Origin of the sequence: Microvirga sp. TS319 (assembly GCF_041276405.1) — a bacterium.
Taxonomy (GTDB): domain Bacteria; phylum Pseudomonadota; class Alphaproteobacteria; order Rhizobiales; family Beijerinckiaceae; genus Microvirga.
This window is the reverse complement of record NZ_JBGGGT010000002.1, coordinates 3,287,665-3,301,268: the sequence shown is the minus strand read 5'-3', so window position 1 is coordinate 3,301,268 and position 13,604 is coordinate 3,287,665. Positions and strand designations below refer to the sequence as shown.

At 65.4% G+C, this 13,604-nt stretch carries 15 protein-coding genes; 9 read left to right on the top strand and 6 right to left on the bottom strand.

What is annotated here, in order from left to right; translation table 11 throughout:
• Positions 1-69: 69 nt before the first annotated feature.
• Positions 70-1,140 carry a citrate synthase/methylcitrate synthase gene (locus tag AB8841_RS25055; RefSeq protein ID WP_370438469.1) on the top strand — a complete coding sequence of 357 codons (1,071 nt, stop codon included), beginning with the start codon at positions 70-72 and terminating at the stop codon, positions 1,138-1,140.
• Between the two features lie 76 nt (positions 1,141-1,216).
• Here AB8841_RS25055 and AB8841_RS25050 read toward each other — a convergent pair whose 3' ends face one another.
• Together AB8841_RS25050 and pdxH are read right to left on the bottom strand one after the other, a co-directional pair.
• Positions 1,217-1,939 (bottom strand): SDR family NAD(P)-dependent oxidoreductase, encoded by a 723-nt coding sequence (locus tag AB8841_RS25050; protein WP_370439362.1) that lies wholly within the window; start codon positions 1,937-1,939, stop codon positions 1,217-1,219.
• Between the two features lie 87 nt (positions 1,940-2,026).
• Positions 2,027-2,635: a pyridoxamine 5'-phosphate oxidase gene (gene pdxH / locus AB8841_RS25045; RefSeq protein WP_370438468.1), complete on the bottom strand. Its 609-nt coding sequence runs from the start codon at positions 2,633-2,635 to the stop codon at positions 2,027-2,029.
• Positions 2,636-2,679: 44 nt separating this feature from the next.
• On the opposite strand from pdxH, the gene AB8841_RS25040 reads away from it, so the two are divergent.
• The 4 genes from AB8841_RS25040 to AB8841_RS25025 all read left to right on the top strand — a co-directional run bounded on the left by AB8841_RS25040 (position 2,680) and on the right by AB8841_RS25025 (position 5,986).
• Positions 2,680-3,213 (top strand): RT0821/Lpp0805 family surface protein, encoded by a 534-nt coding sequence (locus AB8841_RS25040; RefSeq protein WP_370438467.1) that lies wholly within the window; start codon positions 2,680-2,682, stop codon positions 3,211-3,213.
• Between the two features lie 264 nt (positions 3,214-3,477).
• Positions 3,478-4,434, top strand: coding sequence for a DnaJ C-terminal domain-containing protein (locus AB8841_RS25035; RefSeq protein ID WP_370438466.1), 957 nt, complete (start codon positions 3,478-3,480; stop codon positions 4,432-4,434).
• A 122-nt stretch (positions 4,435-4,556) separates the two neighbouring features.
• Positions 4,557-5,381 (top strand): enoyl-ACP reductase FabI, encoded by an 825-nt coding sequence (gene fabI / locus AB8841_RS25030; protein WP_370438465.1) that lies wholly within the window; start codon positions 4,557-4,559, stop codon positions 5,379-5,381.
• An 11-nt stretch (positions 5,382-5,392) separates the two neighbouring features.
• Entirely contained in the window at positions 5,393-5,986 is a 594-nt protein-coding gene (locus tag AB8841_RS25025) for a histidine phosphatase family protein (RefSeq protein WP_370438464.1), read from the top strand.
• A gap of 259 nt (positions 5,987-6,245) precedes the next feature.
• Here AB8841_RS25025 and AB8841_RS25020 read toward each other — a convergent pair whose 3' ends face one another.
• The gene (locus tag AB8841_RS25020) at positions 6,246-6,548 is read right to left on the bottom strand and encodes an antibiotic biosynthesis monooxygenase (RefSeq protein WP_370438463.1); all 303 of its coding nucleotides are present in this window, start codon (positions 6,546-6,548) and stop codon (positions 6,246-6,248) included.
• A gap of 98 nt (positions 6,549-6,646) precedes the next feature.
• On the opposite strand from AB8841_RS25020, the gene AB8841_RS25015 reads away from it, so the two are divergent.
• From AB8841_RS25015 to ribB, 3 genes are all read left to right on the top strand, one after another.
• The gene (locus AB8841_RS25015) at positions 6,647-7,525 is read left to right on the top strand and encodes a LysR substrate-binding domain-containing protein (protein WP_370438462.1); all 879 of its coding nucleotides are present in this window, start codon (positions 6,647-6,649) and stop codon (positions 7,523-7,525) included.
• A gap of 50 nt (positions 7,526-7,575) precedes the next feature.
• Positions 7,576-8,691: a chorismate synthase gene (gene aroC / locus AB8841_RS25010; RefSeq protein WP_370438461.1), complete on the top strand. Its 1,116-nt coding sequence runs from the start codon at positions 7,576-7,578 to the stop codon at positions 8,689-8,691.
• Between the two features lie 288 nt (positions 8,692-8,979).
• Positions 8,980-10,269 carry a 3,4-dihydroxy-2-butanone-4-phosphate synthase gene (gene ribB, locus AB8841_RS25005; RefSeq protein ID WP_370438460.1) on the top strand — a complete coding sequence of 430 codons (1,290 nt, stop codon included), beginning with the start codon at positions 8,980-8,982 and terminating at the stop codon, positions 10,267-10,269.
• A gap of 125 nt (positions 10,270-10,394) precedes the next feature.
• Here the strand turns inward: ribB and AB8841_RS25000 are convergent, their stop codons facing one another.
• Positions 10,395-11,336: a histone deacetylase family protein gene (locus AB8841_RS25000; RefSeq protein ID WP_370438459.1), complete on the bottom strand. Its 942-nt coding sequence runs from the start codon at positions 11,334-11,336 to the stop codon at positions 10,395-10,397.
• A gap of 198 nt (positions 11,337-11,534) precedes the next feature.
• Here AB8841_RS25000 and AB8841_RS24995 point away from each other — a divergent pair, with 198 nt between their 5' ends.
• The gene (locus tag AB8841_RS24995) at positions 11,535-12,125 is read left to right on the top strand and encodes a L,D-transpeptidase family protein (RefSeq protein WP_370438458.1); all 591 of its coding nucleotides are present in this window, start codon (positions 11,535-11,537) and stop codon (positions 12,123-12,125) included.
• A 277-nt stretch (positions 12,126-12,402) separates the two neighbouring features.
• Here the strand turns inward: AB8841_RS24995 and AB8841_RS24990 are convergent, their stop codons facing one another.
• Together AB8841_RS24990 and AB8841_RS24985 are read right to left on the bottom strand one after the other, a co-directional pair.
• Positions 12,403-12,594 (bottom strand): hypothetical protein, encoded by a 192-nt coding sequence (locus tag AB8841_RS24990; RefSeq protein ID WP_370438457.1) that lies wholly within the window; start codon positions 12,592-12,594, stop codon positions 12,403-12,405.
• Positions 12,595-12,755: 161 nt separating this feature from the next.
• Complete coding sequence (locus tag AB8841_RS24985) at positions 12,756-13,601, bottom strand: patatin-like phospholipase family protein (protein ID WP_370438456.1); 846 nt, start codon at positions 13,599-13,601, stop codon at positions 12,756-12,758.
• Positions 13,602-13,604 lie beyond the last annotated feature (3 nt).

The window sequence follows — 13,604 nt, the reverse complement described above, 5'->3', positions numbered from 1 at the left end:
ACATGTTGATTCAAGATTGACGGTTGCGCAAGTGCGGCGCGATGGTCCTCGGGAACAAGGAGAAATCTCATGAGCATCGGACTCGATGACGTCGTTGCCGCCGAAACCGTTCTGAGCGATGTGGACGGCGAGGCCGGTCGCCTGATCATCAGGGGGCATGACCTGGAGGAGCTGGCCGGCCACGTCCCCTTCGAGGATGTCGCCGCAATGCTGTGGGACGGCCTGGTGCCCGGCGTGCCCTCCGATCCGCGTGCCGGGTTCGGCGAGGCGCGGGAGAGGGCCTTCCGGTATCTCTCGCCCCTGGCGCGGCACCTGTCCGGCCTCACGCCGGTCGAAGGCATGCGCCTTCTGCTCTCGGCCCTGCCGGACGCGGACAAAGAGCCCGCCCTGCTCGCCGTCGGCGGGTCGGCGGTCGCCGCCGCCATGGCGATCCGGGGAGCGACGGGACTTTCGCCCGTCGCACCCGACGCTTCCGCCGGTCACGCGGCGGATCTGCTGCGCATGATCAAGGGCGCGCCGGTCGATTCGGGCAGGGCGCGGGGCCTCGACACCTATCTCGTCACGGTGATCGACCACGGCCTCAATGCGTCGACCTTCGCGGCCCGTGTGGTGGCCTCCACAGATGCCGGCTTGCTCTCCGCCGTCGTCGCCGGGCTGTGCGCCCTCAAGGGGCCGCTTCATGGCGGCGCTCCCGGCCCGGTGCTCGACATGCTCGATGCCATCGGCACCGTCGGGAATGCGGAAGCCTGGCTCGACGACGCCATGGCGCGCGGCGAGCGCCTCATGGGCTTCGGCCACCGGGTCTATCGGGTGCGCGACCCGCGCGCTGACGTGCTCAAGGCTGCCGCCGCGCGGCTGAGGGGCGACGACAACCGCATCGCCTTCGCCGAGGCCGTCGAGCAGGCGGCCCTGGGAGCGCTCCAGCGCCGCAAGCCCGGCCGCCGTCTCGATACCAACGTGGAGTTCTACACCGCGATCCTTCTGGATTCGCTCGGCGTGCCGCGGGAAGGCTTCACGCCGCTCTTCGCCGCCGGTCGCACGGCGGGCTGGGTGGCTCACGCCGTCGAGCAGGAGAAAGCCGGCCGCATCATTCGCCCGCAATCGCGCTACGTGGGGCCGTGGCCAGCGAAGGCGGCCTGAAGGAGAAGCTCCCCTGTCATCCCCACGCAGGTGGGGATGACAGGGGACGGGATGCCGATGGGTGGTTCGAGCTTCCCTAAACGTGCTGACCGCCGTTGATATGCAGCTCAGCGCCGTTCACGTAGGAGCTCGCATCGGTGCAGAGGAAGTAGATGGCTTTGGCCACCTCGTCCGGGGTGCCGAGGCGGCGCATGGGGATCTGCTCGACGATCTTCTCCGTGCCGGGGGACAGGATCGAGGTATCGATCTCGCCGGGCGAGATGGCGTTCACACGGACCCCTAAGGGACCGAAATCGGCGGCCATCTCGCGGGTGAGCGCGGCGAGCGCCGCCTTCGAGGTGGAATAGGCCGCGCCCGCGAAGGGGTGGACGCGCGAGCCTGCGATGGAGGTGACGTTCACCACGGACCCCTTCGCGCGGGTCAGCTCGTCCTGAAGGCCGCGAGCGAGCATGATCGAGGCGAAGAAGTTCACCTGGAAGATCCGCAGCCAGTCCTCATAGGCGGTATTGATCGCGTTCAGCCGCGAGCCGCCGGGGCCCTTGGGCGAGATGCCCGCATTGTTGACGAGCGCGTGCAGGCAGCCGCCCTCGGCCGCGAGCCGTTCCTTCACCTCGGCGATGGCGCGCAGGGTGTCCTCGGCATTCGCGAGATCGACCTGGAGGTGGTCTTCCGGACCCATCTCCCATGGGCAGTTTTCCGGAAAGCCGTGGCGGGAGCAGGTGATCACCCGCCAGCCGGCCGCCGAGAACCGCTTGACCGTGGCATGCCCGATCCCGCGGCTGGCGCCGGTGAGCAGCATGATGCGGCGGGAGGTGTTGGATGAAGAGGACATGGCGAAATCTCTATGAGCGAAGGCCCATCCTTATCCGATCCGGAGGCACAAGTCTCACGGATAAAGCCGGACCTTCCGCCATCCGTCTCCCTCGCGGCTGAAGACCACGCGGTCATGGAGGCGGAAAGGCTTGTCCTGCCAGAATTCGATGGAGACCGGCGCAATGCGGAAACCCGTCCAGTAGGGCGGGCGCGGCACCTCGCCGATGGCATACTTCGCGGCGTTGACCGCTACCGACTTCTCTAGCGCGAAACGGCTTTCCAACGGGCGGGACTGCTGGCTCGCCCAGGCACCGATGCGGCTGTCGCGGGGGCGGCTCTGAAAATAGGCGTCGGCTTCCGCGTCGCTCACCATGGTGACGGGTCCCCGCGCGCGGACCTGGCGGCGCAGGCTCTTCCAGTGCAGCACGAGGGCGGCCTTCTTCTGTCCCAGAAGCTCGCGGCCCTTGTTGGATTCCGTGTTGGTGTAGAACACGAAGCCGTTCTCGTCGAAGCCCTTGAGCAGAACCATGCGGACATTGGGCAGCCCAGTCTCGTCGACGGTGGCGAGCGCCATGGCGTTGGGGTCGTTCGGCTCTGAGGCCTCCGCCTCGCTCAGCCAGGACCGGAACAGGGTGAAGGGCTCTTCGGATTCGGTGAAGTCACCGGTTATTAACTGGTTCAATGGTTTATCTCGGTGTGTGACTTTTCGATACGGGGACCCGACGCGTGCCGTGGATCAATACGCGCCGTTATAGATCAGATGGGATCCTGCGCGAAGCCGGGAAACTCCTGGCCGCAGGGATCGTCGCCCTGTCGACCTCGGCGTGCAGTTTCTCTCTCGGTATGGCGGGGATGGATGTCGAGGAGCCCAAGACCACGGGAGCTCTTGCGCCGGCCGAGCCGCACGCCGCGCCATCGCCGCTCTCGCCGGAGCTGAACGACGAGGATTGGCGCCGGGCGAAGGCTGCCCTGGCCGTCGCCCTCGATCCCCAGGGGCCTGGCACCCAGGTGTCCTGGGACAACCCGGACACGTCCATGAGGGGGAGCTTCACGCCCGCTGGCGCTCCTTTCGTGAAGAATGACGAGATCTGCCGTTCCTTCGACGCGCATCTGAGCGGTCCGGCGACCGCCTCCCTGCGCGGCATTGCCTGCCGACTTTCGGGCGCCGACTGGACGGTCAAGGAGGTTCGGCCGCTTGCAGGCGAGACGAAGCCCGGGAACGGCCCGGCCAGGCCCGAGAAGAAAGTCGCCAAGGCCTAGCGCATCGTGCGAAAAAGTGGCCCCGGATCTTCGCCGGAACGATGCGCTTTTTCCAAGAAGGGAGCATCGGAGGGAATCCTAAAAGTGCAATCCACTTTCCGCGTCCGATGCTGTAGGACATCGCCCCTTGTGCCCCTTCAGGGACGCACGATGCGTCAAGCTTCGCCGAACTGCTCGTTGCAAAGCAGCAACACTTTTCCCATATGAACTCTGAGTTCCGTGGGGCGGTTCTGCCCCAATCAGACGGTTCATGGATTGTCCACGATGCGAAACCCCTACGACGTTCTAGGCGTGTCCCGTTCCGCCAGTGAAGCGGAGATCAAGAAGGCGTTCCGCAAGCTCGCCAAGTCTTATCACCCGGACAGCAACAAGAACGACCCCAAGGCCAAGGACAAGTTCGCCGAGGCCAATTCGGCCTATGAGATCCTGGGCGATTCGGAGAAGCGCGCTCAGTTCGACCGGGGCGAGATCGACGCGGAAGGCAAGCCGCGCTTCCAGGGCTTCGAAGGATTCGGCGGCGGCCGGGGCGCGGGCGGGCAAGGATTCGAGGGCTACGGCTTCGGCGGTGGCGGCGGCCCCTTCGGCGGCCGGCGCAATGCCCGCGGCTTTTCGGGCGGCGATGCGGGCGAGGACATCTTTTCCCAGCTTTTCGGCGAGGCCTTCCGCTCGGCTGGGGCCGAGAGCATGCGCCAGCAGGGACGCGCCCGCCCCCAGAAGGGCGAGGACGTGTCGGCCACGCTCACCGTGACCCTGGAGGAGGCCGCTACGGAAGCCAAAAAGCGCATCCGGCTGCCCACAGGCCGGGACGTGGACGTGGTCATTCCCAAGGGCGTGAGCGACGGGCAGGTGATCCGCCTGCGCGGCCTGGGGCAGGGCGCTCCGGGCGTGAACCCGGGCGATGCACTGCTCACCATCCAGATCGCGCCTCATGACCGGTTCACCATGGAAGGGGCGAATCTGCGCCAGCAGCTGCCCATCCAGATCGAGGAGGCCATCCTCGGCGGTCCCGTGCGGATCCCGACCCTGACCGGCGCGGTGAGCATGAACATTCCGCCCATGACCGATTCCGGGCGTACCTTCCGGCTTCGCGGCAAGGGGCTGCCGACGAAGGGTGGCGGACATGGCGACCTTCTCGTCACCGTGGAGATCAAGCTTCCCCAGGTCGTGTCCGAGGAGTTGATGGATTACGCCCGCAAGCGGCGTTCCGCGAAGGCGGAGTAACGATAGTTGACGGTTAGTCACCTGGATTCCGTTCCTATCGACCAAGAGGGCTTCCCCAGGCCTGCAGGGTCGGCTAAAGAAGCCGCTCTTTCACGTGTCCAGCGACGATCTAGGTGAATCTCATGGCGGAGACAAAGGCCACCGGCATTCTGGCCGGTAAGCGTGGCTTGGTGATGGGCGTAGCGAACAACCGTTCGATCGCCTGGGGCATTGCACAGGCCGCCCGCCAGCAGGGCGCGGAGCTTGCCTTCACCTATCAGGGCGACGCCCTGAAGAAGCGCGTAGAACCCCTGGCCAAGGAACTCGACGCCCATGTGGTCGGGCATTGCGACGTGACGGACGGCGCCACCATCGACGCCGTGTTCGAGGAAGTGAAGCGCCTCTGGGGCTCGCTCGATTTCGTCATCCACTGCATCGCCTTCTCCGACAAGGACGAGCTCACCGGCCGCTATGTGGACACCAGCGAGGGCAACTTCTCCAAGTCGCTACTGATTTCCTGCTATTCCTTCACGGCCATCGCCCAGCGCGCCGAGAAGCTGATGACCGATGGCGGCTCGCTCGTGACGCTCACCTATTACGGCGCCGAGAAGTGGATGCCCCACTACAACGTCATGGGCGTGGCCAAGGCGGCGCTCGAGGCGTCCGTGCGCTACCTCGCGGCCGATCTCGGCCCCAAGAACATCCGCGTCAACGCCATCTCGGCGGGCCCCATCAAGACGCTCGCGGCCTCGGGCATCGGCGATTTCCGCTACATTCTGAAGTGGAACGAATACAACTCGCCCCTGCGCCGCACGGTCACCATCGAGGAGGTCGGCGAGACGGCCGCCTACCTCGTCTCCGACATGGCGCGCGGCATGACCGGTGAGATCATGCACGTGGATGCCGGCTATCATGTCGTCGGCATGAAGAATCCGGAAGCCCCCGACCTTTCCCTCGACAAAGAGTAACCCGGCCGATCATGAATTCGCCTCGCCCGACGATCTACTTCATCCGCCACGGCGAGACGGACTGGAATCTGGAAGGCCGCCTCCAGGGTCAGAAGGATATTCCGCTCAACGACCTGGGCCGCGTCCAGGCCGAGGAGGCGGGCCGCCGCCTCCAGTCGATCCGTCCGCATTACGAAGATCTCGCCTATGTCGCGAGCCCGATGCGGCGCACCCGCGAGACCATGGAGATCCTGCGCGGCGCCATTGGTCTCCAGCCCCAGGGCTATCGGCTGGAGGAGCGCCTGGTCGAGATCACCTTCGGGGCCTGGGAAGGCATGACCTGGAAAGAGGTCCGCAAGGCGGAGCCGCAGCTCGCGGCCCTGCGCGAGCAGGACAAGTGGAACTATGCCCCGCCGGGGGGAGGCGAGAGCTACGCCATGCTCGTCGACCGCATTCGCCCCGTCCTGGACGACCTGACCCGCGATACCGTCATCGTGGCCCACGGCGGCGTGGCCCGGGCCTTCCTGTCGATCTGCTGCGGAATCTCATCGCGCCAGGCGGCGAGCATGGACATCTGGCAGGGCAGAGTGCTCGTTTTCGAGGGGCGCAATCACCGCTGGGTGTGAGGCTTTCGTCCTCACCGTCGCCCGGCCTTGAGCCGGGCATCCACGTCTTGATGACGCAACCGCTCCGAAGGCGTGGACGGCCGTAGCAGATGCGGCGTTGACGGTGGAGCTTGCGGCAGCCGGCGCGCCTCGCCCATCGACCCGCAACTCCTTGCCCTGCTCAGCATGACATGGCTCATCATGCGCGGCATCCTCGACATCATCCACGCCGCCTGCCACGCCCGAACCCTGCTGATCGACGGCGTGGATCGCGACGCGCCTATTCGCGAGCAAAGCGGCTTTCGCGAGCAAGGTTGCAGATCTGCACTTTGTACTCGGCATAGAAGTCTCGCCGCCCGAGCCTTTTCGCTGCCACGTGGCGTGGGTCGCGGGCCCAAGCGCCGAGGGCTTCCTCTGACTCGTATTCGACGATGGTTACGCGCTCGCCGTCGTCGGCCACAAAGGACTTGTGAGAGACATAGCCGGAGATTTTCCTCGCCATCGAAGAAACCGCCTGCGCCTCATCTCTGTAGGTTTCCTCGATGCCTTCCTTGAGACGGCTTCGGAATACGACGACGATCATGCTGCAAATCCTGCTCTAAGCCTCTGGCTGTAGAGTTGCCTCAGATAAGTAATCTCGTAAAATGAATAATACAGATTATATCGTTCTCATGGCGAAATATGGAAATTTCCGATCTGCTCATCTTCCAGGCCGTTGTGCGTCATGGAGGAATCACGCGCGCGGCAAAGCAGCTGAACCGCGTCCAGTCCAATGTCACCGTCCGCATTCGGAAGCTGGAAGACAGTCTTGGGGTCCTCCTCTTCCTGCGCGAGGGAAAACGATTGCGGCTGTCATCGGCGGGCAGAATTCTGCTGGACTACACGGAGCAGATCCTTGGCCTTGCAGAGCAGGCGCGATCCGCCATTCACGAAACCCGTCCCTTCGGGATCTTGCGCCTTGGTACCATGGAGAGCACGGCCGCGGCGCGTCTCCCTCGGCCCCTATGCGAGTATCACGAACGCTACCCCGAGGTGTCCATCGAACTTAGGACGGGATCGCCGAGAGAGCAGCTTGCTCTCGTTCTCTTGGGCGAGCTGGATGCAGCCCTCGTCGCGGAGCCCGTCCACGACGACCGTTTGAACGCTCTCGCCATCTTCGAGGAGGAGTTGGTGATCGTCGGGGGAGCCGCGCATCCGGCGATTGCCGTACCGCAGGACGTGGATCCCCGGACGGCTCTGGTTTTCCATCCTGGATGCCCCTATCGCGCACGCCTGGAGGGCTGGTTCGCCCGTTCCGGCACTCCCATCGGGCGCATGATTGAACTCACGTCGTACCACGCCATGCTGGGCTGCGCGGCTGCCGGTATGGGGATTGCGATGATGCCCTTGAGCGTCATCCGGACCTACACCGAGCGATCCCGCCTCAGCATTCATCCCATCTCGGATCCCGACTTCAGCAGCGCCAGGACGCTTTTCGTCTGGCGCAAGGCCATGCAGCGTCCCGCTATCGAGCGTTTTGCCGAGGTTCTTCTGAAGCATTCCGGTGCGGCGGAGGCGTGACACCCGCGCGCTTTGGCTCTAAGACGCCCTGAACATTGTCGAAGTGCGCCATGTCCTACAACACGTTCGGTCACCTTTTCCGCGTCACCACCTTCGGCGAGAGCCACGGGCCCGCCCTCGGCTGCGTCGTCGACGGCTGCCCGCCCATGATCCCGTTGGAGTCCTCCGAGATCCAGGCCGAGCTCGACCGGCGCCGTCCGGGTCAGTCGCGCTTCACCACCCAGCGTCAGGAGCCGGACCAGGTCAAGATTATCTCCGGCGTGTTCACGGACGAGCGCACGGGCCGGCAGGTCACCACCGGCACCCCCATCGCCCTGATGATCGAGAACGTGGACCAACGCTCGAAGGATTACTCGGAGATCAAGAACTCCTATCGCCCGGGCCATGCGGATTTCACCTACGACGTGAAATACGGCATCAGGGACTATCGCGGCGGCGGGCGCTCCTCCGCGCGCGAGACGGCGGCCCGCGTGGCGGCGGGAGCGGTGGCGCGCAAGGTTCTCTCCGGCGTCACCATTCGCGGCGCTCTCGTGCAGATGGGGCCTCACGCCATCGACCGTGATAACTGGGACTGGGAGGAGATCGCGCGCAATCCCTTCTTCTGCCCGGACGCCAAGGCGGCGGAATTCTACACGGAGTATCTCGACGGCCTGCGCAAGGCGGGATCGTCCATCGGCGCCGTGATCGAGATCGTGGCCGAGGGCGTGCCGGCGGGCCTCGGCGCGCCGATCTACGGCAAGCTCGATTCCGACCTCGCTGCCGCGATGATGTCGATCAACGCGGTCAAGGGCGTGGAGATCGGCGATGGTTTTGCCGCCGCGACTCTGCGCGGCGAGGAGAATGCCGACGAGATGCGGCCGGGGAACCAGGGCGCGCCGACCTTCCTGTCGAACCACGCGGGCGGCGTCCTGGGCGGCATCTCCACCGGCCAGCCGGTCGTCTGCCGCTTCGCCGTGAAGCCGACTTCTTCGATCCTCACCCCGCGCTCCAGCGTGACCCGTACGGGCGCCGAAGCCGAAGTGATGACGAAGGGCCGGCACGATCCCTGCGTGGGCATCCGGGCGGTGCCGGTGGGCGAGGCGATGATGGCCTGCGTCCTCGCCGATCACCTCCTGCGCCATCGCGGGCAGGTCGGCGAGGGGCCTGCCTGGCCTTTCGGCGGGTAGGGGCTTCGTAGCGCTCTCTTTGCCGGTGCTCCTTCTATACTCCTCGCAGTACTCCTCGCGATCCTCCTTCATCGTGCCCGGCTCAAGGCCGGGCATCCATGGATTCGAGGCGCGGTGGTTTCCAGGACGTGGATGGCCGGATCCAGTCCAGCCCTGGTAGGATGACAATCGCAGGTTGTCTGAATGAGCCGCAGCAGCAGGGCCTTTTAGGCCTGGCCCTGCCGCTCGAGAGAAGAGTGTATCAAATTTTAGTTTTACTAAAATCGTGACATCCGCTAAGCCTGGGCCATGAAGCTTGCTGAATGGTTGTCCCGCAACGGCGTGTCGCGCGTGGAATTCGCGCGGCGGATCGGCGTCACTCCCGGCGCCATTACCCAGATGTGCAACTCCGACCATGCCTGGCTGTCGCGGGACACCGCGCAAATGATCGCCCGCGAAACCCGCGGGGCCGTCACGCCCAATGATTTTCTGCCCCTATCCGCCCAGGAGGCCCTCATGTCCAACTCCGTCGCCGAAGCCATCGAGGCTTTCGCCCGTGGTGAAATCGTGATCGTCACGGACGATGACGATCGTGAGAACGAGGGCGATCTCATCGTCGCCGCTTCCCTCTGCACGCCCGAGAAGATGGCCTTCATCATCCGCAATACCTGCGGCATCGTCTGCGCGCCGCTGACCGTCGCGGAGGCGCGCCGCCTGCGCCTCGACCCGATGGTGGCCTCCAACGACGCGCCGCTCGGCACGGCGTTCACCGTCACGGTCGACGTGAAGCACGGGCTGACCACGGGCATCTCCGCCGAGCAGCGCTCCAACACCGTGCGGGCGCTCGCCAACAACAACATGGGAGCCACCGATTTTGTGCGTCCCGGCCACGTGTTCCCGCTCATCGCCAAGGATGGCGGCGTGCTCATGCGCTCCGGCCACACGGAGGCCGCCGTCGATCTCTGCCGGCTCGCGAACCTGCCCCCGGTGGGCGTGATCTGCGAGCTCGCCAACGACGACGGCACGGTGATGAAGGGCCAGCAGATCGACGCCTTCGCCGAGCAGCACGATCTCAAGCGCATCTCGGTCGCCGATCTCATCGCCTATCGCCAGTCGCGCGAGAAACTCGTCGAGCGCATCGCCACGTTCCCGGTGGAGACGCCCTGGGGCTCGTTTACGGGCTATGCCTATTCGACGCCGTTCGACAGCGTGCAGCACATGGCCGTCGTCCATGGGCGCATCGGCGACGGCGCAAATATTCCCGTGCGTCTGCACCGGGCCAACGCGCTGACCGACGTGTTCGAGGGCGGCCGGACCGTGGCCGCCGCCCTGCAGCGATTCGTGAAGGAGGGCAGGGGCGTCCTCGTCTACCTGCGCGATGGCACGGCGGGCGTACCGGCGACCCATTTCTCCGAAAGCGAGGAGAGCGCCTCGGAAGCCGTGCGCTCCAGCCAATGGCGCGAGATCGGGCTCGGCGCGCAGATCCTGAAGGACCTAGGCGTGACTTCGATCCGCAACCTCGCCACCTCGAGCCGCTCCTATGTCGGCCTCTCCGGCTTCGGCATCGAACTGATCGGCGAAGAGCCGATCGAGTGCTGACGGGGCGCCGCTGACGGGGATGGCAGAGAGTCCCCTCTCTCCATCATGGCCGCCTTGTTGCAGCCATCCACGTCTTGAGACACGCCGCGCCGAAGGTATGGATGGCCGGCCTACAGCGCCGGGCCTCAGGTGTGCATCTCGCGTCCCATGAGGGCATCGAGGTGGAAGGCGGTCGACTTGGCGAGACCCTCGAGGTCGTAACCTCCTTCGAGAACCGACACGATCCGCCGCCCGCAATGCCGGTCGGCGAGATCCATCAGTTTTTGCGTGGCCCAGGCGAAATCCGTCTCCGTGAGATTGAGGCTGGCGAGCGGATCGCGCCAATGGGCGTCGAAGCCGGCGGATACGATGATGAGATCCGGCGCGAAGGCGTCGATGCGCGGAAGAATGGCGGTCTCCACGGCTTCGCGGAACGCTTCCGTACCGTCACCCGCATTGAGCGGCGCGTTGACGATCGTGCCGTGCTCGCCCGTTTCCGATAAAGCACCCGTCCCGGGATAGAGGGGCGCCTCGTGGGTCGAGCCGTAGAGAACGGTGGCGTCGCTCCAGAAGATGTCCTGCGTGCCGTTGCCGTGATGGACGTCCCAGTCGAAGATCGCGACGCGCTCGGCGCCGTGTTTTCTCTGGGCATGGCGCGCGGCGATCGCCGCATTGTTGAAGAAGCAGAAGCCCATGGCCCTGACGCGTTCGGCATGGTGTCCGGGTGGGCGCATGGCGACAAAGGCGTTCGTGGCCCGGCCGGACATGACCTCGTCCACGGCCAAAACCGCGCCCCCGGCGGCGCGCAGGGCGGCCTCGTAGGTGCCGGGCGACATCACGGTGTCCTCATCAATTCGGACTAGCCCTTCCCGGGGGCTGATATCCCGCAGCCGTACGGCATAGTCTTCAGGATGGGCGAGGGTAAGGCTTTCCATCTCGGCCATGGGGGCCTGTTCGCGGATCAGCGCGGTGAAGCGCTCCTTTTCCAGAGCGCGCTCGATGGCGCGGATGCGGTCCGGCCTCTCGGGGTGGCCGAGGGGCGTCTGATGGTCCAGGCTGGATGAATGGCTGATGTAGAGCGTTGACATGCAAGCACTTGATTAAGGGTGGAAAAACAGTGTCGCAGCCGCGCAACCGATTGTCCATGTTGTTGCGATGCAACACCTCTCCTGCACCAACCGTGGCATTGTGGCGATGATTCGCTTCGACCTCGGATCTGCCGATCCAAAAGTGAGCGTTACGTCAACCCATGCCGTCTTCGCGACGGCCAACAGAGCTTTCCTTCGATGCGCCTCTCGAGCCTCGTCTTCCTTGTGGCAACCATGGCAGCCGCCCTGGCGGGCTGCACTTACAAGGGCGTCCCCGACCCCCAGGTCTCCGCGCGCGACGCGGAATGGATGGCACAGATCCCGCCGGCCCAGGAAGAGCCGCGCAATGCCCGCTACATCGTCGACGACCCGACCGGCGAGGCGCCCGGCACCATCGTGATCGACACGAAGGAGCGCCTCCTCTACCTCGTGCAGGACGGCAAGAAAGCGATCCGCTACGGCGTCGCCGTCGGCGACGAGGCCTATGGCTGGACCGGCACGTCGCGGATCGCCCGCAAGGCGGAGTGGCCGAACTGGAACCCGCCCGCGGAGATGAAGGCGCGCTGGCCCCATGTGCATGCCATGAGCGGCGGCCCCGCCAACCCGCTCGGCGCGCGCGCCCTCTACCTCTTCGAAGGTAACCGCGACACGCTCTACCGCATCCACGGCACCAACGAGCCGGAGAAGATCGGGCAGGCGGTGTCCTCCGGCTGTATCCGGATGCGCAACATCGACGTGATCGATCTCTATAACCGCGTGGCGCTGAACACGACCGTCATCGTGCGCTAGCGCATCGTGCGGAGAAGTGGACCCGGTTTTTCGCAAGAACGATGCGCTGTTCTATAGTGGGAGCATCGGATTCAATCCCAAAAGCGGATTCCACTTTTGGGTCCGATGCTCCGGCGCATCGTGCGGAAAAGTGGACCCGGTTTTGCGTGAAAAGATACTCAAGATCAAAATGTTAAAGCGCCAGACGTGAGTTCGATTTCACGTCCGACGCTGTAGCCCCAGGACCAAAAGAAAAGCGCCCTCGAAGGGCGCTTTTTCGTTGCAGGGCGGTCGACCCTCAATCGTCCAGCATCGCTTCCTTGCGAAGGATCGCCGGAAGCTCGACTGTCTTGGGCTTGGCCGGCTGACGTTTGGCCGAGCGCATGGCGGCCGCGAGCGCCGGGAGGGCGACGGGCTTGAAGGCCGGAATAGCCTGGGCCGGGGCCTTGGAATGCGGTTGTTGGTCTCGGTTCGGGGCACGCACGGTCATGGATTTCCTCCTGGGCATAGCTGGCGTTCACGCCTGCCGTCATGATCGGGGCAGACGCGTCCTCATTGAGGCAGACCCGCAATCACGCATTGGTTGTCCAAGGGATAGTCCCGACAGGCTTAATCCCGGATGAACGGTATGATGCACTCGCTGCGCGGCCGTTACGGGTTCCGCCGACCGAGGCGGCGGGCGAAATCCTCGCCGTCCTTCAGGCCCATTTCATAGGCCCTGCGGATGCCGTCGGGATTGGTGATGTCGAATTGTCCGATCGGGACAGGCTGCGATGGCTGGACGTAGAGGCGCCCTTTCACCTGCGGAAAGGCACGGTAGAGGCGGGACAGGATGACGAGCGTTCTGCCGCCCCGCTCCTCGACCGGAATCAGAGGCTCCGCCGGCACGTTGTCCACTAGGCCGCCGTCGAGGGCCGCCGTGCCGCCGATGCGACCGACCGGCATGAAGGGCGGCACGCTGGCGCTGGCCATCAGGGCGGCCGAGAGCTCGGCGGGAGACGCGAGATCCTGCACCCGCACGAATTCGGGAACGAAGCCCAGCGCCCGCCCTCCGCGCGGATGGACGGGGGAGCGCCACTTCTTCTCGATCTGATAGGCCGCGATCCCGAGCGGGATCGCGAGGGCCAGCGGCAGGCGGCGGGGCTTGCGCGCCAGGCCGATCAGGATCTCCGGGCCTCTCTTCAGGCGGGCGAGCGCCGCCTCGTCGATGACGGCTTCGATGAGGCTGCGATACATGAGGGAGACCGGCCAGGGCGAGCCCTCGCTGCGCCAGGCGCGCCATTCGAAGTTGCGGCGGCCCTGGCTGCAGCCTTCGGCCACCATCTCGTTGACCATCCGACCGAGGTCCAGGAGGCTGTAGCAGGCGGACCAGGCCCCGGCGCTGACGCCCACGATCATGGCGGGGTCCAGGCCGAGAAGAGGGGCTGCCGCTTCCCAGAAGCCGCCCTGCCAGTAGCAGCGATTGCCGCCGCCTGCGAATGCCACCGCGTCGAACATGGC

Bases quoted from the DNA above. Each gene is read 5' to 3' on its own strand.
- AB8841_RS24985 (WP_370438456.1), bottom strand. From the start codon at position 13,601: ATGTTCGACGCGGTGGCATTCGCAGGCGGCGGCAATCGCTGCTACTGG.
- aroC (WP_370438461.1), top strand. From the start codon at position 7,576: ATGTCCTACAACACGTTCGGTCACCTTTTCCGCGTCACCACCTTCGGC.
- ribB (WP_370438460.1), top strand. From the start codon at position 8,980: ATGAAGCTTGCTGAATGGTTGTCCCGCAACGGCGTGTCGCGCGTGGAA.
- AB8841_RS24990 (WP_370438457.1), bottom strand. From the start codon at position 12,594: ATGACCGTGCGTGCCCCGAACCGAGACCAACAACCGCATTCCAAGGCC.
- AB8841_RS25000 (WP_370438459.1), bottom strand. From the start codon at position 11,336: ATGTCAACGCTCTACATCAGCCATTCATCCAGCCTGGACCATCAGACG.
- AB8841_RS25035 (WP_370438466.1), top strand. From the start codon at position 3,478: ATGCGAAACCCCTACGACGTTCTAGGCGTGTCCCGTTCCGCCAGTGAA.
- AB8841_RS24995 (WP_370438458.1), top strand. From the start codon at position 11,535: ATGCGCCTCTCGAGCCTCGTCTTCCTTGTGGCAACCATGGCAGCCGCC.
- AB8841_RS25015 (WP_370438462.1), top strand. From the start codon at position 6,647: ATGGAAATTTCCGATCTGCTCATCTTCCAGGCCGTTGTGCGTCATGGA.
- AB8841_RS25020 (WP_370438463.1), bottom strand. From the start codon at position 6,548: ATGATCGTCGTCGTATTCCGAAGCCGTCTCAAGGAAGGCATCGAGGAA.
- fabI (WP_370438465.1), top strand. From the start codon at position 4,557: ATGGCGGAGACAAAGGCCACCGGCATTCTGGCCGGTAAGCGTGGCTTG.
- AB8841_RS25025 (WP_370438464.1), top strand. From the start codon at position 5,393: ATGAATTCGCCTCGCCCGACGATCTACTTCATCCGCCACGGCGAGACG.
- AB8841_RS25050 (WP_370439362.1), bottom strand. From the start codon at position 1,939: ATGCTGCTCACCGGCGCCAGCCGCGGGATCGGGCATGCCACGGTCAAG.
- AB8841_RS25055 (WP_370438469.1), top strand. From the start codon at position 70: ATGAGCATCGGACTCGATGACGTCGTTGCCGCCGAAACCGTTCTGAGC.